This is a genomic window from Aeromicrobium sp. REDSEA-S38_B2 (assembly GCF_001628525.1).
Taxonomy (GTDB): domain Bacteria; phylum Actinomycetota; class Actinomycetes; order Propionibacteriales; family Nocardioidaceae; genus Aeromicrobium; species Aeromicrobium erythreum.
This window is the reverse complement of sequence record NZ_LUNH01000034.1, coordinates 13650-32619: the sequence shown is the minus strand read 5'-3', so window position 1 is coordinate 32619 and position 18970 is coordinate 13650. Positions and strand designations below refer to the sequence as shown.

Here is an 18970-nt window from a genome sequence, read left to right as displayed (position 1 = left end):
CCCTCACTGACGCCCGGCCAGTTTGTCGTCCGGTCCGACGTGGGACCCATCGTCCGAGGGAATCTGCGAGGTGAGCTCGACTGCGCTCTCGAGGCTGACAACGGTCGGCTGCAGATCGCTTTCGGCTACGACCTCTACATGTACGTCGCGGCCGACGTTCCGTGCGAGACAGCCGTTGCCGCTGCTCAAGAGGACGGCCTCTGGTTCGATACAGGCGCTCCCCTTCTGTTGTGGGGGGAAGACGACGACGCATGACCGACGTGCGCCGACGACGAGCGCGCGGTCCGGACCCAGCGGCGCGGACGGCTCGGCGTCTGCGTCGAGGTGGTTGAACGTCCTGACGAGCACCTGCCCTGAGAGACGAAGAACCTCGAACCTCGTGATGAGGTCCGAGGTTCTCACGTCGAACTGATGGTCGGGGTGACAGGATTTGAACCTGCGGCCTCGTCGTCCCGAACGACGCGCGCTACCAAGCTGCGCCACACCCCGGCCGTCATCCTCAGCGGGAGGACGACCTCGACGAGTCTACCCCAGTGAGGGTGAGCAGGGTGGCCTCGGGTCGGCACGCGAACCGCACGGGGGCGAAGGGCGACGTGCCGAGCCCGCCGGACACGTGCAGCCAGGAGGGTTCGGAGCCGGCGGCCTGGTGCGTGCTGAGGCCCTTCACGCGTCGGCGGTCGAGGTCGCAGTTCGTGGCGAGCGCACCGTAGAACGGGACGCACAGCTGGCCGCCGTGGGTGTGGCCGGCCAGTACGAGCGGGTAGCCCTGGCTCGACGCGCGGTCGAGCACCCGCAGGTACGGCGCGTGGGCCACCGCGACCGCGAGCTCGGCGTCGGGGCCGAGCTCGGCCGCCGGAGGGATCGCGTCGAGGTCGTCGAGCTCGAGGTGCGGGTCGTCCACCCCCGCGAACGCGAGGGTGCGTCCGCCGACGTCGAGGTGGCCCGTGGTGTTGTTCAGGTCGAGCCAGCCGGACCCGACGAGCCCCGAGCGCAGCTCCTCGAACGGCAGCGTCGGCTCCCGGTTCCACGAACCGCCCGCCTGCGTGCCCGTGCCGCCGACGAGGTAGCGCAGCGGGTTCTTCGGCACCGGCGCGAAGTAGTCGTTCGAGCCGAACACGAACACGCCGGGGCGCTCGAGCAGCTCGCCGTAGGACTCGAGCAGTGGCGGCACCGCGTCGTGGTGGGCCAGGTGGTCACCGGTGCTGACGACCAGGTCGGGCTCCAGGTCGGCCAGCCCGCGCAGCCAGTCGCGCTTGCGTCCCTGGCTCGGCGTCAGGTGCGCGTCGGACAGGTGGAGGATCGTCAGCGGGTCGGCGCCCGGCGCCAGCACCGGCACCGACACGTGCCGCAGCGCGAACCAGCGCGCCTCCAGCCAGCCGTACCCCACGCCGGCTGCGCCAGCACCGACCAGCCCCAGCGGTACCGCCACCGTCGCCCTCATGCCATAAGCCTAGGTCGGGACGGGGAGCCCCGGCGAGGTCGGTGAGAGGATGGCGCCATGGCAGCGCTCAAGGACCGACTCCGTACCGACCTCACCGCAGCGATGAAGGCCCGCGACTCCCTGCGCGCCGGCACGCTGCGCATGGTGCTCACGGCCGTCACCAACGCCGAGGTCGCGGGCAAGCAGGCGCGCGAGCTCAGCGACGACGACGTCCTCGGCGTGCTCACCTCCGAGGCCAAGAAGCGCCGAGAGGCGGCCGAGGCGTTCGACGCCGGCCAGCGTCCGGAGCTGGCGCAGAAGGAGCGCGACGAGGCCGCGATCCTCGCCGAGTACCTGCCCGAGCAGCTCACCGCCGAGGAGGTCCGCGAGCTCGTGACGGCCACCATCGACCAGCTCGGCGTGGCCGGCGACGGCATGAAGGCGATGGGCCGCGTCATGGGCGCGCTGCAGCCGCAGGTCAAGGGTCGCGCCGACGGTGGCGTCGTGGCGGCCGAGGTGAAGAAGGCGCTCGGCGCCTGAGTCGTCCGGCCACGTCGTCCGGTCGGGCCCCGGTGGCCCGACCGGACGACGAAGTGCGTCTGCTCAGCGACCGGGGCGGTCGCCCCCATTGCCGCCGCCGCGGGCCTGGTCGCCGCCGCCACGGTTGCCGCCGCGCGGCTGGGCATCGCGGGGCTGGTCGCCGCCGCGCTGGGTGCCGCCCGTCGCGGCCGCTGGCGGGGCGGCTGCGGGCTGGCGCTGCGGCGGTGCGTCGAACGTGCGCGCCGGCAGGTAGGTCTGGATGACGCCCATGGCGTCCTTCCACATCGGGCCCGACAGCGACGAACCGCCGGCCTGCGAGAAGTTGACGGGCACGCCGTTCAGCGTCACGCCCACCAGGCTGGCCGGGTTGTCGGCGCTGTTGACGCCGGAGATCATCGCCGCGGCCGAGAGCGTCGGGGTGTAGCCGACGTACCAGACGGACTGCGCGCTGTTCGTCGTACCGGTCTTGGCGGCCGAGTCGATGTTCAGCGCGGTGCCGTTCTGGAAGCCGAAGCCGCCCGGCTGCTGCACACCCCGGAGGATGTCGTTGACCTGGGCCGCGACCTCGCGGCTCATGACGCGCTTGCAGCTGTCGGGGTACTTCTTCAGCACCTCGCCGTTCGCGCTGAGGATCTCATCGACCGGGCGCGGCGTGCAGTAGGTGCCGCCGGACGCCGCGGTGGCGTAGGCGGCGGCCATCTCCAGGGTGCTGACGTAGGTCGAGCCGAGGGTGAAGGGGCCGACGACGTCGCGCTCGGGCACCTTGATGCCCATGTCGCGGGCGGCCTTCACCGTGTTGCACAGGCCTGCGTCACGCTCGAGCTGGGAGAAGTAGGTGTTCACCGACCGACGCAGGCCCGTGTACATGTTGAACGTGCCCTGGCCCGTCGAGTTCTTGAGCGGCCAGGCGCCGACGCCGCGACCCTGGCAGTCGAAGTAGGTGCCGGCGGGCATCGTCATCGACTGCGGCGAGTTGTAGGTCTTCCCGACCGGGATGCCGCTCTTGAGCGCGGCCACGGTCGTGAACATCTTGAACGTCGACCCGCCCTGGAAGCCGCTGGACTGGCCGAACTCCGTCGGCACCGAGAAGTTCAGGAACGTCTGTCCGCGCTTCTCGTCGCGACCCATCGGTCGCGACTGCGCGACGCCGCGGACGTTGCCCGTGCCGGGCTCGACCAGCGCCATCGAGCCGACCGCGCGGTCACGCGCGCCGACCCGCTTCGTGACGGCCGCGTTGATGGCCTTCTGCATGCGCACGTCGATGGTCGACTTGATGGTCAGGCCGCCCTTCTCGAGCAGCGTGCGGCGCTCGTCGACGGTCTTGCCGAGCGCCTCGTCCTCGAGGAGGTACTGACGGATGTAGTCGCACGAGAACGCGGCGACGGACTCGACGCAGCCGTTCGGGAAGCGCGTGAGCTTGAGGTCGAGCGGCGAGGCGATCAGCTTGTCAGCCTCGGCCTGGCTGATCTTGCCCTGCGTCGCCATGACCTGGATGACCGTGTTGCGGCGCTGGAGCGCCCGCTCGGGGTAGATGCGCGGGTTGAACTGCTCGGGGTTCTTCACGAGGCCGGCCAGCGTGGCGGCCTGCTTGACCGACAGCTTCTCCGGCGGGACCGAGAAGTAGTGGTAGGCGGCGGCGTTGATGCCGTACGCGCTGTCGCCGAAGTAGGCGATGTTGAGGTAGCGCTCCAGGATGTCCTTCTTGGAGTGCTCCTCCTCGTACTTGATGGCGAGCTTGAGCTCACGCACCTTGCGGGCCGTCGACTTCTCGGTGGCGGCCTTGATCTGCTCGCGCGTGGTGGCCTGCTGCACCAGCGACAGCTTCACCAGCTGCTGCGTGATGGTCGAGCCACCCTGGGTCTGGCCGTCGGAGGCGTTGTTGACGAGGGCGCGCAGCGTGCCCTTGAGGTCGAGTGCCCCGTGCTCGTAGAAGCGGTTGTCCTCGATCGAGACGATCGCCTCCTGCATCGTCTTGGCGATGCTGTCGAGGGGGACGTCCTGGCGGTTCTCCTCGTAGAAGTACGCCAGGAGGCTGCCGTCGGCCGCGTACAGACGCGTGGTCTGCGGGTTCGGCGCGTCGTCGAGCTCGAGCGGCAGGTCGACGACGTCGCGCGTGACGTCGTTGGCCGTGGCTGCGAAGAAGGCGGTGCCGGGGATGACCACGGCCGCGGAGAGCACGCCGGCAGCCACGGCTAGCACGATCATGGTGCCGATCAGCGAGGCGCGGCTGGACGTGCGCGGCGGTGTCTGGGCGATCCGCCGGACGTTGTCGGTGAGGTCGTCCCAAGGCATACGCCCCAGGATACGGGCCGATCCTGAGGATCGACGGAGGCGCGGAGGGGTGCCTGCGCCGGTGCGGCCTCCCGGGACGGCCCAGGACCATAGTCCCTTCGAACCATGTGAAGTTGGGCACTGTGGAGTCTGCCGCCGGATCAGCCGGATCCTTAGCGTTCTCTTTGTTAGAGAAACCTTGTCGGCCTCGGGGCCGGCTCTCGGGAGGTTGATCACCATGGGGTGGAACGAGAACTGGGCGGGTCAAGCCGCCTGCCGTGGCAAGTCCGACGCGCTGTTCGTCAAGGGCGCCGAGCAGAACCGCGCCAAGCAGGTCTGCGGATCGTGCAACGTCCGGGCCGAGTGCCTGGCCGAGGCGCTCGACAACCGCATCGAGTGGGGCGTCTGGGGCGGCATGACCGAGCGCGAGCGTCGCGCCCTGCTGCGTCGTCGCCCGAACGTGGCTGCCTGGCGCAGCGTCCTGCAGACCGCCTGACGTCCTGGCGCCGGACGCTCAGCGTCCGGCGATGAGGTCGCCGATGCGGCGCAGCCCGTCGAGGTCGTGGACGTCGGTCGGCAGCGCCGCGACGGGCACGGTCGGCACCGTCGGGTGGCTGCCGGTGAACCGGCGCTGCACCTTCTCCTCGCGCGCGGCGACGCGCTCGCGGTCGGCGTGCACGTCGAGCAGCTCGGCGACCGACTCCTCGTCGGCGGCCCGCAGCCGGGTCGCGCCGCTCTCGGCGTCGGCGGCGGTGAGCCCGCCGGCGGCGCGCTCGTGCACGCGGTTGACGACGAGCCCGGCCAGGGGCATGTCCTCCGCGGCGAGCCGCTCGACGAAGTAGGCGGCCTCGCGCATGGCGTCGGCCTCCGGCGCGGCGACGACCAGGAACGCGGTGCCGTCGGCCTGCAGGAGCGAGTAGGTGGCCTCAGCGCGCTGGCGGAACCCGCCGAAGAGCGTGTCGAAGGCGGCCACGAACGTCTGCACGTCGGACAGCACCTGGGCGCCAAGCACCTTGTTGAGGGCGCTCGTGACGATGCCGAACCCGGCGCTCAGCAGTCGTGCCGGACCCTTCGCGGGCGCGAGCAGCAGCTTGATGAAGCGGCCGTCGAGCAGGCTCGACAGCCGCTCGGGCGCGTCGAGGAAGTCGAGCGCCGACCGTGAGGGCGGTGTGTCGACGACGATCAGGTCCCAGTCGGGGACGTCGGGGTCGTCGCTCGCGGCGGCGTGCAGCTGCCCGAGCTTCTCCATCGCCATGTACTCCTGCGTGCCCGCGAAGGAGCTCGACAGGGCGACGTAGAACGGGTTCTGCAGGATCTGCTGCGCCTTCTCGGGCGTCGCGTGCGCCTCGACGACCTCGTCGAAGGTGCGCTTCATGTCGAGCATCATCGCGTCGAGCGACCCACCGGCCGACGTGTCGACGTCGGCCACCGGGCGCGGCACGTTGTCGAGCTCGGTCAGGCCCATCGACTGAGCGAGACGGCGCGCGGGGTCGATGGTGAGGACGCACACGTGTCGCCCCTGCTCGGCGGCGCGCAACGCGAGCGCGGCGGACGTCGTGGTCTTGCCGACACCGCCCGAGCCGCAGCAGACGATGATCTGGGTGCCGCGGTCGGCCAGCAGCGCGTCGACGTCGACACGTCCGGCCTCCGACCCGGGCAGGCCGCGCGCGGGCGTGCGCGAACGACGGCCGGTGGCGGCGGTGGCGGGACGCTTGCTCATCGCGCGGTCTCCTGGGTCGGGGTGCCGATCGTGTCGCGCAGCACGCGCGCCAGCTCGAACAGCGCCCCCTGGTCGACGCCGTCGCCCAGCAGCGGGAGCTCGACGACCGGACGGCCGCAGTCGCCGATCACCTCGCGCTGCTGCTCCTGCAGCACCTGCCGCTCGACGTGGGCGCGGGCCTGGGCGAGCAGGGGGCCGGCAGCGTCGGAGGACAGCGAGACCGACCGCAGCGCCGCGGCCACGGCCGTCTCGTCGAGGCTGCCCGCGTCGAGCGCGTCGCGGGTCGGGGCCGTCACGAGCTCGGGTCGCACGAGGTTGAGCAGCACGCGACCGACCGGCAGGTCGGCCGCCTCCAGCTCCGCGATGCCGTCGAGGGTCTCCTGCACCGGCATCTCCTCGAGCACGGTGACCAGGTGCACCTGCGTGCTGGGGGCGCGCATGAGCTGCATGATCGACTGCTGACACGGGTAACGCTACCGCTGCTGCTCCCAGCGTTGGGTGCGGCCGCCGGGCTTTCCATCGCACTGTCGATGGGTGAGCTGGGCGCAACGGTCATGGTCTACTCGGCGACATGGAAGACCTTGCCGGTCAGCAGCACGTCGCGCACGCCCGGGGCGATGGTCGTGGCGAAGTCGATGATGCCGAACTTGTCGAGCGCCTTCCCGGCCCGACCGAGCCGGTAGAACATCTGCAGGTACTCCAGCAGCGCAGCCTCGGGGTCGATGGCCAGCGCGTGCACGGCCCCGCCGTCCAGGCCGTTGGCGATGCGGCGCTCCTCGTACGGCAGCGGCGCGACGTCGAAGAGCTGAGCGATGCCCTGACGACCCTCGACCTCGCACAGCAGCACCCTTCGGCCGCGGGCGGCGAGCGAGGTGGCCAGCGCGGCGGCCACCGTGGTCTTGCCGGTGCCTCCCTTGCCGGTCACGACGTGCAGCGGGGTCCAGAGGGTCACACGTCGAGGGTATCGACGCGTCGCGGAGGTGCGAGCCGAACGACGGTGAGGAGGCCCACGCCCGACGGCGGGGTCAGCTGGCCCGGCGCCGTGTGGCGGACGAGCCGCGTGCGGGGGGTGGGGTGCGCTGCGCCGCGGGCCGCGCGCGACCTCCCGACGTGCGCGTCGCTGCCGGGCGGGGCCGTGCGGTGGTGCTGCGCTGGGCAGGAGCCGGACGTCGAGCGGGTGCGGTGCGCTTCGCGCTCGTCGACCGTGGTCGGCCGGCAGAGGCGGTCGCCGTGCGACGCGGCGCCCGGGCCGGGGGCTTCCGGGCGGTGGTCCGTCGCGACCGCCCGGTCTGCCTCGAGCGCGCAGGGCGCGGTCGCGCCAGGAACACCACGACGTCGACGACCACGAGCAGGACGTAGGCGGCAGCCGCCACCGCCAGGAACCAGGTGACCGGGTTGCCGAGTAGGAAGTCGCGGGTCGTCCCGGTGGGCGTCAGCGGAGGCAGCTCGGTGCGCTCGTCGCCCGTCATGGAGACGACCTGCAGGAGGAACGGCAGCACCTTCGTCACCCCGACGAGCACGGCCGAGACCACGAGGGCACGACCGATCCGTGTCGGGGGGAAGATCGACATGGGGCGAGCCTTCCACGACCGTGCGCCTCCTGTCCCGCGAACCGCGAGGATGTGACCACCTCGCCGACACCCGTACGGACCGCGCGCCGCTACAGTCGGTCCATGACGCAGTGGGAGTACCTGACCGCACCGGTGCTGGTGCACGCGACCAAGCAGATCCTCGACAACTTCGGCCGCGACGGCTGGGAGCTCGTGCAGATCGTGCCGGGCATGAACCCCGAGAACCTCGTGGCCTACTTCAAGCGGCCGGTCCAGTCGTGAGCGACGGCACCGTCGAGCAGCGTCTGGCCGACCTCGGCCTGACGCTGCCGGAGGTGGCGGCACCGCTCGCGTCGTACGTGCCCGCGGTGCGCTCCGGTGCCCACGTGTTCACGGCCGGCCAGCTGCCGTTGTCGTCGGGCGAGCTCGTCGCGACCGGCAAGGTCGGCGGCGAGGTGTCCGCCGAGGAGGCCCAGGCTGCCGCGCGCCAGTGCGCCCTGAACGCCCTCGCGGCGGTCAAGTCGGTCGTCGGCTCGCTCGACGCCGTGCGCCAGGTCGTCAAGGTCACCGTGTTCGTGGCCAGCACCCCCGACTTCACCGGCCAGCCCATGGTGGCGAACGGGGCCAGCGAGCTGCTCGGCGACGTGTTCGGCGACGCCGGACGGCACGCTCGCAGTGCCGTGGGCGTGCCCGTGCTGCCGATCGACGCACCCGTCGAGGTCGAGCTCGTCGTCGAGGTCGACTGACCGTGCGGGTGCCGATCCCGGACGTGTTCCGCGACCGCGTCGCCACGTGGGACGGCACCCCGGCGCCGACGCGCGCCGCGGCGACCATCGCCCTCGTGCGACCCGGCGTCGGCGGGCCCGAGACCTACCTGCTGCGTCGTCAGCAGACGATGGCGTTCGCGCCCGGCATGTACGTCTTCCCGGGCGGAGGTCTGCAGGAGTCCGACCGCGAGGTGGTCGGCTGGGTCGGCCCGTCGTCGAGCCAGTGGGGCGAGCGGCTCGGCTGCGACCCCGACACCGCGCGCGCCCTCGTCGTCGCGGCGGTGCGGGAGACGTTCGAGGAGTCCGGGATCCTGTTCGCGGGCGCCGACGAGCACTCCGTCGTCGCCGACACCTCCTCGCCCGAGCTGCAGAAGGCCCGGCTCGACCTCGACGCCGGCGAGCTGAGCTTCGGCGACTTCCTCGGCGCGCGCGACCTGGTGCTGCGCTCGGACCTCCTCGGCGCGTGGTCGCACTGGATCACCCCGGCGTTCGAGCCGCGCCGCTACGACACCCGCTTCTTCGTGGCTGCCGTGCCGCGGGGGCAGAGCGTCGGCACGCTGCCGGGCGAGGCCGACCGCGCGACGTGGGCGTCGATCGCGTCAGTCCTCGAGGCGGTCAAGGCGGGCGAGGCGGCCATGCTGCCGCCCACCTGGATCACCTGCCGTGAGCTGGCGCAGGCCGACCCGGCCACGCTCGTCGACGATGCACGGGCCCGCGAGGTCCGCCCGATCGAGCCCCGGCTGGTCAAGGTCGACGGCGAGTGGTTCCTGGACAACCCGATCGAGGAGGAGACCCATGGCTGAGCCGGTCGAGGTCACCGAGCGCGCCAGCGTGGTGCGCGCGGACAACCCGGGCATCATGACGCTCGAGGGGACCAACACGTGGATCCTGCGAGAGCCCGGTGCGCGTCGGTCGGTCGTGGTCGACCCCGGCCCCGACGATCCCGCCCACCTCGACGCGGTGCTGGCGGCGGCGGGCGAGGTCGGGCTGGTGCTGTACACGCACCACCACGGCGACCACACCGACGCCTTCGACACCATGCGCGAGCGCACGGGTGCGCCGGCCCGGGCGGTGACCGACCGGTTCTGCGCCGACGCGATGCCGCTGACCGACGGCGAGGAGCTCGAGGTCGACGGGCTGCGGCTCGTGGTGCTGCTGACGCCGGGCCACACGCGCGACTCGGCCTGCCTGCGCCTGGCCGACGAGGCCACCGTGCTCACCGGCGACACCGTGCTCGGTCGCGGCACGACGGTGGTGGCCCACCCCGACGGGCAGCTGGGCCCCTACCTCGACTCCCTGGCGCAGCTGCGCCAGCTCGTGGAGGAGGGCTGCGCCGACCGCATCCTCCCCGGCCACGGTCCGGTCGTCGACGACCCGGGCGCGGTGCTCGACCACTACCTCGACCACCGCGAGGAGCGCCTCGACCAGGTGCGCGCGGCGGTCGCGGCAGGTCACGACACCCCCCGCGCCGTCGTCGAGCACGTCTACGCCGACGTCGACCCGGTCCTCTGGGACGCCGCCGAGCTCAGCGTCCGCGCCCAGCTCGAGTACCTGCAGCAGTCCTAGTCCCTGCGTTTCGGACACTTCCGGGTCGTCCGACGCGCCTCCGGTGCCCCGCAACTGTCCAAAACTCGTGGGCGGAGCGGCACTGACGCCGACGGGGCGCCTCTCGGGTGGGAGACGCCCCGTCGAGGGTGGTGCGGGTCAGCGGCGCGACTTCGCGGCGCGGGCGCGCTCGGAGACGTTGAGGATGACCTTGCGGATACGCACGTGCGAGGGGGTCACCTCGACGCACTCGTCCTCGCGGCAGAACTCCAGGCACTGCTCGAGCGACAGCTTCTTCGGGGGGATGACCTTCTCGAAGTTGTCCGACGTCGCCGAGCGGATGTTGGTCTGCTTCTTCTCCTTGGTGATGTTGACGTCCATGTCGTCGTCACGGGAGTTCTCGCCGACGATCATGCCCTCGTAGACCTCGGTCGCAGGCTCGACGAACAGCACGCCGCGCTCCTGCAGGTTGGTCATCGCGAACGCCGTGACCGCGCCGGCGCGGTCGGCGACCAGCGAGCCCGACGGGCGGGTCGAGATGTCGCCGAACCACGGCTCGTAGCCCTCGGAGATGTGGTGGGCGATGCCCGTGCCGCGGGTGTCGGTGAGGAACTCGGTGCGGAAGCCGATGAGCCCGCGCGCCGGGACCAGGAACTCCATCCGGACCCAGCCGGTGCCGTGGTTGATCATCTGCTCCATGCGACCCTTGCGGACCGCGAGCAGCTGCGTGATGGTGCCGAGGTACTCCTCGGGCGCGTCGATGGTCAGGCGCTCGACCGGCTCGTGGAGCTTGCCGTCGATCTCCTTCGTGACCACCTGCGGCTTGCCGACCGTGAGCTCGTAGCCCTCACGACGCATCTGCTCGACGAGGATCGCGAGGGCCAGCTCACCGCGACCCTGGACCTCCCAGGCGTCGGGACGGTCGGTCGGGAGCACCCGGATCGAGACGTTGCCGATGAGCTCGGAGTCGAGACGGTCCTTGACGAGCCGGGCGGTGACCTTCGTGCCCTTCTCGCGGCCGGCGAGCGGCGACGTGTTCGTGCCGATCGTCATCGAGATGGCCGGCTCGTCGACGTGGATGAGCGGCAGCGCGACCGGGTTCTCCGGGTCGGCCAGCGTCTCGCCGATGTTGATGTCGGCGATGCCCGCGATGGCGACGATGTCGCCGGGGCCGGCCGACTCGCCGGGCTTGCGCTCGAGCGCCTCCGTGACGAGTAGCTCGGTGATCTTGACCCGCTCGGTCGAGCCGTCACGCTTCATCCACGCGACCTGCTGACCCTTCTTCAGCGTGCCCTCCTTGACGCGCACGAGCGCCAGGCGGCCGAGGAACGGCGAGGAGTCGAGGTTGGTCACGTGCGCCTGCAGCGGCGCGCCCTCGGTGTACTCCGGGGCGGGCACGGCGTCGAGGATCGTCTGGAACAGCGGGACCAGGTTGTCGTTGTCGGGCAGGCCGCCGTCGGCGGGCTGCTCGAGGGACGCGCGGCCGGCCTTCGCCGACGCGTACACGACGGGGAAGTCGAGGGCGTCGTCGCCGGCGTCGTCGGGCAGGAGGTCGAGGAACAGGTCGTAGGTCTCGTCGACGACCTCGGCGATGCGCGAGTCGGGACGGTCGACCTTGTTGACGACCAGGATCACCGGCATCTTCGCGGCGAGCGCCTTGCGCAGCACGAAGCGGGTCTGCGGCAGCGGGCCCTCGGACGCGTCGACGAGGAGCACGACGGCGTCGACCATGGACAGGCCGCGCTCGACCTCGCCACCGAAGTCGGCGTGGCCGGGGGTGTCGATGATGTTGATGACGACACCGCCCTCGGGGGCGCCGGGGCCCTCGTAGCGGACGGCGGTGTTCTTCGCGAGGATGGTGATGCCCTTCTCGCGCTCGAGGTCGCCGGAGTCCATGACTCGGTCGGTGACCTCCTGGTGCTCGGCGTAGGCGCCCTGCTGCTGGAGCATGGCGTCGACGAGCGTGGTCTTGCCGTGGTCGACGTGGGCGACGATCGCGACGTTGCGCAGATCGTGACGGCGGGTGGACATGCGGAACTTCCTCGCGCTGGATGATCAGGAGCGCTCGGACCGAGCGCGACGGGCCTGGCACGGAGTGCGGCCTCGAGAAGTCTAGTCGTGCCGTGGCCGTGCTCCTGCCACCTGGACGCTCGCAGCCCCGAAACTAGATGCAGGTCACAATCATCGCGTTGCTGCAATGGTTGCGTGTGCGTTAGCATCGACCGGTGACCACCGACCGGAACGACGTGTACGAGCGGCTCGAGCTGTTCGTCCAGCGCCTCATGAGCTGCGTGCACGCGGAGGGGCTCGACCAGCTGGTCGAGCTCGACCTCTCCATGTCGCAGGCGCGCGCCATGTTCACCGTCGCGCTCGCCGACCGACCCCTCGCGATCAACGAGATCGCGACGTCCATCGGCCTGTCGGTCGCGGCCGCAGGCCGCACCGTCGACCAACTGGTGAAGCTCGGCTGCCTGGAGCGTCACGAGAGCCCCGACGACCGTCGCGTCAAGCTCGTCGCCCTGACGAAGCGCGGCTTCGACGCCGTCGACCAGCAGATGGAGCACAAGCGGCGCGCCCTGCGGGTCGTCGCCGAGCAGCTCCAGCCCGACCACGCCGAGGACCTGCACCGGGTCCTCGGCCAGATCCTCGAGAGCGATGCTCTGCGAGTACCGGAGAAGGAAGACCATGTCTGACCAGACCACCGTCGATGCCTCGACGTCCGTCCCGGACGACGACCGCATCACGCCCGAGATCCTGAAGGTCGCCGGTGTCGTCGTGCTCGGCGCCATCATGTCGATCCTCGACATCACCGTCGTCAACGTCGCGCTGCCGACGTTCCAGAAGGCCTTCGACGTCACCGAGCTGTCCACGGTCGCGTGGTCGGTCACCGGCTACACGCTCGCGCTCGCGGCCGTCATCCCGCTGACCGGTTGGGCGGCCGACCGCTTCGGCACCAAGCGGCTCTACATGACCGCGATCGCGCTGTTCACGATCGGCTCGGTCCTCTGCGCCTCCGCCTGGAGCATCGAGTCGCTCGTCGCGTTCCGCGTGCTGCAGGGGCTCGGCGGCGGCATGCTGATGCCGCTCGGCATGACGATCATGACCCGGGCCGCGGGCCCGCACCGCATGGGCCGCCTCATGGCGATCCTCGGCATCCCGATGCTGCTCGGCCCGATCATGGGCCCGATCCTCGGCGGCTGGCTCATCGAGATCGCCTCGTGGCACTGGATCTTCCTCATCAACCTGCCGCTCGGCATCGCCGCGTTCGTCTACGCGCTGGTCATCCTGCCGAAGGACCACGCCGAGCCCAGCGAGTCCTTCGACGTCGTCGGCATGCTGCTCATGTCGCCCGGCCTCGCGCTGTTCCTGTTCGGTGTCTCCTCCATCCCGGAGACCGGCACCGTCGAGTCGACGCGTGTGCTGCTGCCCTCGATCGTGGGCGCGCTGCTCATCGTCGGCTTCGTGTTCTGGGCCTTCAAGCCCCAGCACCCGCTGCTCGACCTGCGCCTGTTCAAGGACCGCAACCTCGCCGTCGCGACCATCACGATGTTCCTGTTCGTCGGCGCGTTCTTCGGTGCCCTGCTGCTCGTCCCCACCTACTTCCAGCAGGTGCGTGGCGAGAGCGTCCTGAAGGCCGGCCTGCTCGTCGCCCCGCAGGGCATCGGCGCCATGCTGACCATGCCGATCGCCGGCACGCTCGTCGACCGCATGCCGGTCGGCCGCATCGTCCCGTTCGGCTTCGTCGGCATCATCGTCGGCGTCACCGGCCTGGCGTTCAGCACCGACCCGAGCACGCCGGTCTGGCACATCATGGCCTGGCTGTTCATCATGGGCCTCGGCATGGGCGGCACGATGATGCCGATCTTCACGTCGGCGCTGAAGACGCTCAAGGCCCACGACGTGGCCCGCGGCTCGACGCTGATCAACGTCGTGCAGCAGGTGGCCAGCTCCATCGGCGTCGCGATCATGACGGTGCTGCTCACCAACGGCATCAAGAACTCGGCCGCCGCCAGCGCCGCCCAGGAGATCGGGACGGCCCAGGCCGCCGGTCAGCAGCCGCCGGCCGACGCCGCCGAGACCGCGCAGCGCCTCGGTGACAGCTTCCTGCCGACGGTCCTGCAGGACACGGCCGACGCCTTCCACCACACCTACCTGGTGGCGCTCGCGCTGATCGTCGTCGCCCTCGTGCCCGTGGCGTTCATGCCTCGCAAGCGCGAGGCGTCGCACCTGCTCGACGACGAGGGCCGTCCGCCCGTCGTCGTGCACTGAGCACCACGTCTGACGTCTGACGTACGAGGGCCCCGCACCGCTCGGTGCGGGGCCCTCGTGCGTCGTGACCTGGGAGCTCGGTCAGGAGGTGCGGTGCACCTTGTGCTGCGAGGCCTGCGCGATCGGCTTGACGACCACGAGGTCGACGTTGACGTGCTGCGGGCGCGTGGCCACCCAGGCGACCACGTCGGCGACGTCGTCGGCCGTGAGCGGCTCGTCGACGCCCCGGTAGACGGCGTCGGCGCGCTCGGTGTCGCCGTCGAAACGGGTCAGCGCGAACTCCTCCGTGCGCACCATGCCGGGTGCGACCTCGCACACCCGCACGGGCCGGCCGAGGAGCTCGAGGCGCAGCGTCTCGGTCATGACGGCCACGCCGTGCTTCGCGGCCGTGTACCCACCGCCGCCCTCGTAGGCGATGCGGCCGGCGGTCGAGCCGATGTTGAGCACCGTGCCGGCGCCGCTCGCCTCGAGCGCCGGGAGCAGGGCTCGGGTGACCTGCAGCGTGCCGATGACGTTCGTCTCGTACATGGAGCGCCAGTCGTCGGGGTCGGCCGACTCGACCGGATCGAGGCCGATCGCCCCGCCGGCGTTGTTCACCAGCAGGCTCACGGCCGGGCCCGCGGCCTCGGCCAGCGCGGCCACCTGCTCGGCGTCGGTGACGTCGCACGGCACGGCCAGGCCGTCGATCTCGGCGGCCAGTGCCTCGATCCGCTCGACCCGACGCGCCGCGCACACCACGCGGTAGCCGGCGCGGGCCAGCTGACGGGCCGACGCGGCGCCGATGCCGCTGCTGGCACCGGTGACGACGGCGACGGGACGGGCGGTGCTCGGGTTCGACTCGACCATGCGCCCATCGTCGCACCCGCCCGGACGCCCGGCGCGACACCCGTCGGCGGAGGGGGAGCGCTGCGCCGCTGGGCGGCCCGGGCCAAGATGGTGCGGTGCCCTCCCTCCCGCTGCCGCGCCGCGTGGCCATGCTCTCGGCGCACACGTCGCCGCTGGAGCAGCCTGGCAGCGGCGACGCCGGCGGGATGAACGTGTACGTGCTCGAGCTCTCCCGACGCCTCGCGGCGCGCGGGGTCGAGGTCGAGGTGTTCACGCGGGCCACGTCGCGGCACCTGCCGCCGGCGGTCGAGGCGTCGCCCGGCGTCGTCGTGCGGCACGTGACCGCCGGGCCGTTCGAGGGGCTCACCAAGGACGACCTGCCGAGCCAGCTCTGCGGGTTCGTGCGCGACGTGCTGCGCGCCGAGGTCGAGCAGGGGCCCCACCACTTCGACCTCGTGCACAGCCACTACTGGCTCTCCGGGCAGGTCGGCACCGTCGCCGCCGAGCGGTGGTCCGTCCCGCTCGTGCACACCATGCACACGATGGCCAAGGTCAAGAACGCCCACCTCGCCGAGGGCGACCGCGCCGAGCCGATCGGTCGCGTCGTCGGGGAGGAGGAGATCGTGCGCATCGCCGACCGGCTCGTCGCGAACACCGAGGAGGAGCGTCGCGAGCTGCTCGACCTCTACGCCGCCGACCCGTCGCGGGTCGACGTCGTGCACCCCGGCGTCGACCTCGAACGCTTCCGCCCCGGCAGTCGCGACGACGCGCGCCAGGCCCTCGACCTGCCCGCCGACGCTGCCGTGCTGCTCTTCGCCGGTCGCATCCAGCCGCTGAAGGCGCCCGACGTGGTGCTCAAGGCCGCGGCCGACCTCCTCGCCCGCGACCCCGCGCTGCGCGAGCGGCTCCAGGTGGTCGTGGTCGGTGGGGCGTCCGGCAGCGGCCTCGACCGGCCGACGTCGCTCGCCGACCTCGCCGCCGAGCTGGGCATCACCGACGTCGTGCGCCTCGAGCCGGCGGTGACGCAAGACGTGCTCGCCACCTGGTACGCCGCGGCCGACGTCGTGTGCGTGCCGTCGCACAACGAGTCGTTCGGGCTCGTCGCCATCGAGGCGCAGGCCTGCGGGACGCCCGTCGTCGCCGCCCGCGTCGGAGGGCTGTCGACCGCCGTCGCCGACGGTGTCAGCGGCGTCCTCGTCGACGGGCACGACCCGCACGACTACGCCGACGCGCTGCACCCGTTGCTGACCGACCGCGCGCTGCGCGACGAGCTCGGCGCCAAGGCCGTCGCCCACGCCTCGGGCTTCGGCTGGGACGCCACGGTCGACCGGGTGCTCGAGGTGTACGCGCGCGCCGTCGCGGCCCGCGCCGAAGGGAAGGACGGGTGAGCCCGCGTGAGTGACGACCTGACGAGTGACCAGCGGCACGCGCTCGAGGTGATCCTCGACGCCGTCGCCCAGGCCGGGCTCGACCACGTGCGCCACGGGCTCACCGTCGTCGAGGTCGACCTTCCGGGCGAGCGGAAGCTGAAGACCACCACCCGCCTCGAGGTCAACCGGCACTCCCTCGGCGTGCACGCGTTCGTCGCCCGCAACCCCGACGAGAACCACGAGGGCGTCTACCGCTGGCTGCTCGAGCGCAACCTCAAGCTCTACGGCGTCGCGTTCGCGATCGACTCCGCCGGCGACATCTACCTCGACGGCCGCCTCCCCCTCGTCTCCGTCACCCACGACGAGGTCGACCGGCTCCTCGGGTCGGTGCTCGCCGCCTCCGACGACTCCTTCAACACCATCCTCGAGCTCGGCTTCGCCTCCTCCATCCGCAAGGAGTGGGAGTGGCGCGAGTCGCGCGGGGAGTCGACGGCGAACCTCGCCGCGTTCGCGCACCTGCGGCCGAAGGGCTGACGTCCTGCTGGTGCGCCGCGTTGCTGGTGCGCTGCCGCAGGGGGCGTGTGCTTGCTGGTGCGCTGCCTCGGCTCGCGCTGGGTGCGGCCTCCGAAAAAGCCACCCGGGCGGTAGGTAGCGCGCGGAAAGCGGCCCTGTTTCCGCGCGTCACCTACCTCCCACCGGGCAGGTAGCGCGCCTCACCTACCTCCCACCGGGCAGGTAGCGCGCGTCACCTACCTCCCCCACGCCTGACCCCGCCACAGCCCGGGGACCCGGCCCAACCATCGCGCCGGCGGGTCGACGCCCCCGCATGCCGACAGCGCCCCGGTGTCAGGGGTGGGAGATCGCCTCGCGGACCTTCGTCGTCAGGGCGGTGAACTCCGGCAGGGCGCGCAGGTCGGCGGGGGCGACCTGGCGGGCGTGGGTGGAGAAGCGAGCGGGCTCGTCGAGCACGATCCGGCCCGGTCGGGGACTCATCACCAGCACGCGGGAGCCGAGGAAGACGGCCTCGTCGACACCGTGCGTGATGAACAGGATCGTCTTGCCCGTCTCGCGCCAGATGGTCAGCAGCTCCTCCTGCAGACGCTCGCGGGTGAGCGCGTCCAGGGCGCCGAACGGCTCGTCCATCAGCACGATCTCGGGGTCGTTCGTCAGCACCCGCGCGATCTGGGCGCGCTGCTGCATGCCACCGGACAGCTCGTACGGTCGCAGCCCCGCGACGTCGGCCAGCCCGACGAGCTCGAGGTAGCGCTCCGCCGTGCGGTACCGCTCCGCCTTCGCGACGCCGCGCACCTTCGGGCCCAGGGCCACGTTGTCGCGGACGTCGAGCCAGGGGTACAGCGTCGGCTGCTGGAACACGACGCCCCGCTCGCGACCCGGTCCGCGGACCGGCCTCCCACCGACCTCGACGGTGCCCCGCGTCGGCTCCACGAAGCCGGCCAGGATGCGGAGCAGCGTCGTCTTCCCGCACCCCGACGGTCCGGCCAGCGTGACGAGCTCGCCCGGCTCGATCGTCAGGTCGATGCCGTCGAGGGCGCGCACGACGCCGTCGCGGGCCCGGAACTCCTGCTCCAGGCCCGCGACGGTGACCGCGAGGTCGTGACGCTCACTCACCCGCGGCGGCCTTCGCCGGTCCGGGGTCGACGCCGTCGGCGTACGTCGACTCGGGCGCGACCTTGGCGATGCCGTCCTGCGTCAGCAGGAACTGCGCCGTCGAGAAGAGGTCCTGGCCGAGCTTCCCGCCAAGCCAGTCGGCGCCCGCCTGCTGCGTCGCGTCGAGGAACGTGAAGCCGGCGAACTGCTTCTCGGCGTCGGCGGCGCTGACGCCGATCTCCACGGCCGCGCTCTGGGCGGCCTTGGCCGGGTCGTCCTTGATCTGCTTGACCGCGTAGTCCTGCGCCTTCGCCCAGACGGCCAGCACCTTCGGGTTGTCCTTGACGAACGTGCGGTCGGCGATGGCGAGGTCGAACGTCGGCTTGCCGGCCTTGGCGGTGTCCTCGCTGGTCAGCACGACCTTGCCGCCGTCCTTCACGAGGGTGCTCAGCGTCGGGTCCCAGATCCAGGCGGCGTCGATGTCGCCGCGCGACCACGCCGGCGCGATCTGCTCCGGCTCGGTGTTGACGATCGTGTAGTCCGACGGGTCCTCGCCGGCGTCGGCGATGGCCTGCAGCAGCGAGAAGTGCGCGGTCGAGCCGAACGGGGTGGCGATCGTCTTGCCCTTGAGTCCCTTGATGTCGGTGGCCTCGCCGTCGCGCACGACCAGCGACTCTGCGGAACCGATGACGTCGTGGATCCAGATGACCGACACGGGCAGGTCGAGCGGCGCCGACAGCGCCTTCGTGCTGGGCGAGGAGCCCGCGAGCCCGATGTCGAGGCTCTTGCCGCCGAACGCCTGCACGACGTCGCCGCCGGACGCGAAGTTGCTCCACTCGATCGTGGCGTTGGGCAGGCAGTTCTCGAGGATCTTCTGGTCCTTGACGACGACGTCGCCGTTGGGGATCTTCTGGTAGCCGATGCGCACCGTCGTGTCGACGGACTCGTCGGCCTGGAACGGGCACGCGTCGGCCGAGGCCTGCTCGGTGTCGCCGCCGACGCCGCAGGCGCTGAGCCCGAGGGCGGCGGTGGCTGCGACGACGGCCGCGAGGGCACGCGCGCGGGTCAGGTGGGGGAGGGTCATG

General features: G+C 71.6%; 21 protein-coding genes and 1 tRNA gene. 10 read left to right on the top strand and 12 right to left on the bottom strand.

The genetic code is table 11. From position 1 onward, the window contains the following. Positions 1 to 3: 3 nt before the first annotated feature. The 3 genes from A6Q81_RS08495 to A6Q81_RS08485 form a co-directional block, all read right to left on the bottom strand. A complete protein-coding gene (locus A6Q81_RS08495; protein WP_286690178.1) occupies positions 4 to 402 on the bottom strand; it encodes a hypothetical protein in 399 nt (132 codons plus the stop codon). Positions 403 to 412: 10 nt separating this feature from the next. After that, positions 413 to 489: transfer RNA gene (locus tag A6Q81_RS08490), tRNA-Pro, on the bottom strand. Positions 490 to 499: 10 nt separating this feature from the next. Beyond that, positions 500 to 1441 (bottom strand): metallophosphoesterase, encoded by a 942-nt coding sequence (locus A6Q81_RS08485; protein WP_286690177.1) that lies wholly within the window; start codon positions 1439 to 1441, stop codon positions 500 to 502. A 57-nt stretch (positions 1442 to 1498) separates the two neighbouring features. Here A6Q81_RS08485 and A6Q81_RS08480 point away from each other — a divergent pair, with 57 nt between their 5' ends. Beyond that, positions 1499 to 1960, top strand: coding sequence for a GatB/YqeY domain-containing protein (locus A6Q81_RS08480; protein ID WP_067853804.1), 462 nt, complete (start codon positions 1499 to 1501; stop codon positions 1958 to 1960). A gap of 63 nt (positions 1961 to 2023) precedes the next feature. Here the strand turns inward: A6Q81_RS08480 and A6Q81_RS08475 are convergent, their stop codons facing one another. Next, entirely contained in the window at positions 2024 to 4252 is a 2229-nt protein-coding gene (locus A6Q81_RS08475; protein WP_067853807.1) for a transglycosylase domain-containing protein, read from the bottom strand. Between the two features lie 217 nt (positions 4253 to 4469). Between A6Q81_RS08475 and A6Q81_RS08470 the strand changes: the two genes are divergently transcribed. Beyond that, positions 4470 to 4727, top strand: a complete 258-nt coding sequence (locus A6Q81_RS08470; RefSeq protein WP_067853809.1) for a WhiB family transcriptional regulator — start codon at positions 4470 to 4472, stop codon at positions 4725 to 4727. Positions 4728 to 4745: 18 nt separating this feature from the next. Here A6Q81_RS08470 and bagB read toward each other — a convergent pair whose 3' ends face one another. From bagB to A6Q81_RS08450, 4 genes are all read right to left on the bottom strand, one after another. Next, positions 4746 to 5951 (bottom strand): ArsA family ATPase, encoded by a 1206-nt coding sequence (bagB, locus tag A6Q81_RS08465; protein ID WP_286690176.1) that lies wholly within the window; start codon positions 5949 to 5951, stop codon positions 4746 to 4748. Beyond that, the gene (locus tag A6Q81_RS08460) at positions 5948 to 6400 is read right to left on the bottom strand and encodes an ArsA family ATPase (RefSeq protein WP_286690175.1); all 453 of its coding nucleotides are present in this window, start codon (positions 6398 to 6400) and stop codon (positions 5948 to 5950) included. Before A6Q81_RS08460 ends, bagB begins: the two co-directional genes overlap by 4 nt. A gap of 110 nt (positions 6401 to 6510) precedes the next feature. Further along, positions 6511 to 6903, bottom strand: a complete 393-nt coding sequence (locus A6Q81_RS08455; RefSeq protein WP_286690174.1) for an ArsA-related P-loop ATPase — start codon at positions 6901 to 6903, stop codon at positions 6511 to 6513. A gap of 73 nt (positions 6904 to 6976) precedes the next feature. Further along, positions 6977 to 7522 carry a hypothetical protein gene (locus tag A6Q81_RS08450; protein ID WP_286690173.1) on the bottom strand — a complete coding sequence of 182 codons (546 nt, stop codon included), beginning with the start codon at positions 7520 to 7522 and terminating at the stop codon, positions 6977 to 6979. 102 nt (positions 7523 to 7624) lie between these two features. Here A6Q81_RS08450 and sp36 point away from each other — a divergent pair, with 102 nt between their 5' ends. Genes sp36 through A6Q81_RS08430 form a run of 4 tightly spaced genes read left to right on the top strand, consistent with a single transcriptional unit; the run spans position 7625 to position 9834 of the window. Beyond that, complete coding sequence (gene sp36, locus A6Q81_RS08445; RefSeq protein ID WP_144433633.1) at positions 7625 to 7783, top strand: Sp36 family protein; 159 nt, start codon at positions 7625 to 7627, stop codon at positions 7781 to 7783. Beyond that, positions 7780 to 8247 carry a RidA family protein gene (locus tag A6Q81_RS08440; RefSeq protein WP_286690172.1) on the top strand — a complete coding sequence of 156 codons (468 nt, stop codon included), beginning with the start codon at positions 7780 to 7782 and terminating at the stop codon, positions 8245 to 8247. Before sp36 ends, A6Q81_RS08440 begins: the two co-directional genes overlap by 4 nt. Positions 8248 to 8255: 8 nt before the next feature. Further along, on the top strand, positions 8256 to 9071 hold the full coding sequence (locus tag A6Q81_RS08435; protein ID WP_286690171.1) for an NUDIX hydrolase: 816 nt from the start codon (positions 8256 to 8258) through the stop codon (positions 9069 to 9071). Continuing rightward, complete coding sequence (locus A6Q81_RS08430) at positions 9064 to 9834, top strand: MBL fold metallo-hydrolase (protein WP_286690170.1); 771 nt, start codon at positions 9064 to 9066, stop codon at positions 9832 to 9834. The genes A6Q81_RS08435 and A6Q81_RS08430 overlap by 8 nt, the downstream gene beginning before the upstream one ends. A 138-nt stretch (positions 9835 to 9972) precedes the next feature. Here the strand turns inward: A6Q81_RS08430 and typA are convergent, their stop codons facing one another. Then, positions 9973 to 11844: a translational GTPase TypA gene (gene typA, locus A6Q81_RS08425; RefSeq protein WP_286690169.1), complete on the bottom strand. Its 1872-nt coding sequence runs from the start codon at positions 11842 to 11844 to the stop codon at positions 9973 to 9975. A 194-nt stretch (positions 11845 to 12038) separates the two neighbouring features. Here typA and A6Q81_RS08420 point away from each other — a divergent pair, with 194 nt between their 5' ends. Further along, positions 12039 to 12506, top strand: coding sequence for a MarR family winged helix-turn-helix transcriptional regulator (locus A6Q81_RS08420; protein ID WP_286690168.1), 468 nt, complete (start codon positions 12039 to 12041; stop codon positions 12504 to 12506). Continuing rightward, complete coding sequence (locus tag A6Q81_RS08415; RefSeq protein ID WP_286690167.1) at positions 12499 to 14082, top strand: DHA2 family efflux MFS transporter permease subunit; 1584 nt, start codon at positions 12499 to 12501, stop codon at positions 14080 to 14082. Before A6Q81_RS08420 ends, A6Q81_RS08415 begins: the two co-directional genes overlap by 8 nt. An 81-nt stretch (positions 14083 to 14163) precedes the next feature. Here the strand turns inward: A6Q81_RS08415 and A6Q81_RS08410 are convergent, their stop codons facing one another. Further along, positions 14164 to 14928 carry an SDR family NAD(P)-dependent oxidoreductase gene (locus tag A6Q81_RS08410; RefSeq protein WP_286690166.1) on the bottom strand — a complete coding sequence of 255 codons (765 nt, stop codon included), beginning with the start codon at positions 14926 to 14928 and terminating at the stop codon, positions 14164 to 14166. 95 nt (positions 14929 to 15023) lie between these two features. Between A6Q81_RS08410 and mshA the strand changes: the two genes are divergently transcribed. Then, a complete protein-coding gene (mshA, locus tag A6Q81_RS08405; RefSeq protein WP_502692808.1) occupies positions 15024 to 16295 on the top strand; it encodes a D-inositol-3-phosphate glycosyltransferase in 1272 nt (423 codons plus the stop codon). Positions 16296 to 16301: 6 nt separating this feature from the next. Beyond that, positions 16302 to 16811 carry a type III secretion system chaperone family protein gene (locus A6Q81_RS08400; protein ID WP_286690165.1) on the top strand — a complete coding sequence of 170 codons (510 nt, stop codon included), beginning with the start codon at positions 16302 to 16304 and terminating at the stop codon, positions 16809 to 16811. Positions 16812 to 17123: 312 nt separating this feature from the next. Here A6Q81_RS08400 and A6Q81_RS08395 read toward each other — a convergent pair whose 3' ends face one another. Beyond that, on the bottom strand, positions 17124 to 17906 hold the full coding sequence (locus A6Q81_RS08395) for an ABC transporter ATP-binding protein (RefSeq protein WP_286690164.1): 783 nt from the start codon (positions 17904 to 17906) through the stop codon (positions 17124 to 17126). Further along, positions 17899 to 18969, bottom strand: a complete 1071-nt coding sequence (locus tag A6Q81_RS08390) for a taurine ABC transporter substrate-binding protein (protein WP_286690163.1) — start codon at positions 18967 to 18969, stop codon at positions 17899 to 17901. Before A6Q81_RS08390 ends, A6Q81_RS08395 begins: the two co-directional genes overlap by 8 nt. Position 18970: the final 1 nt, after the last annotated feature.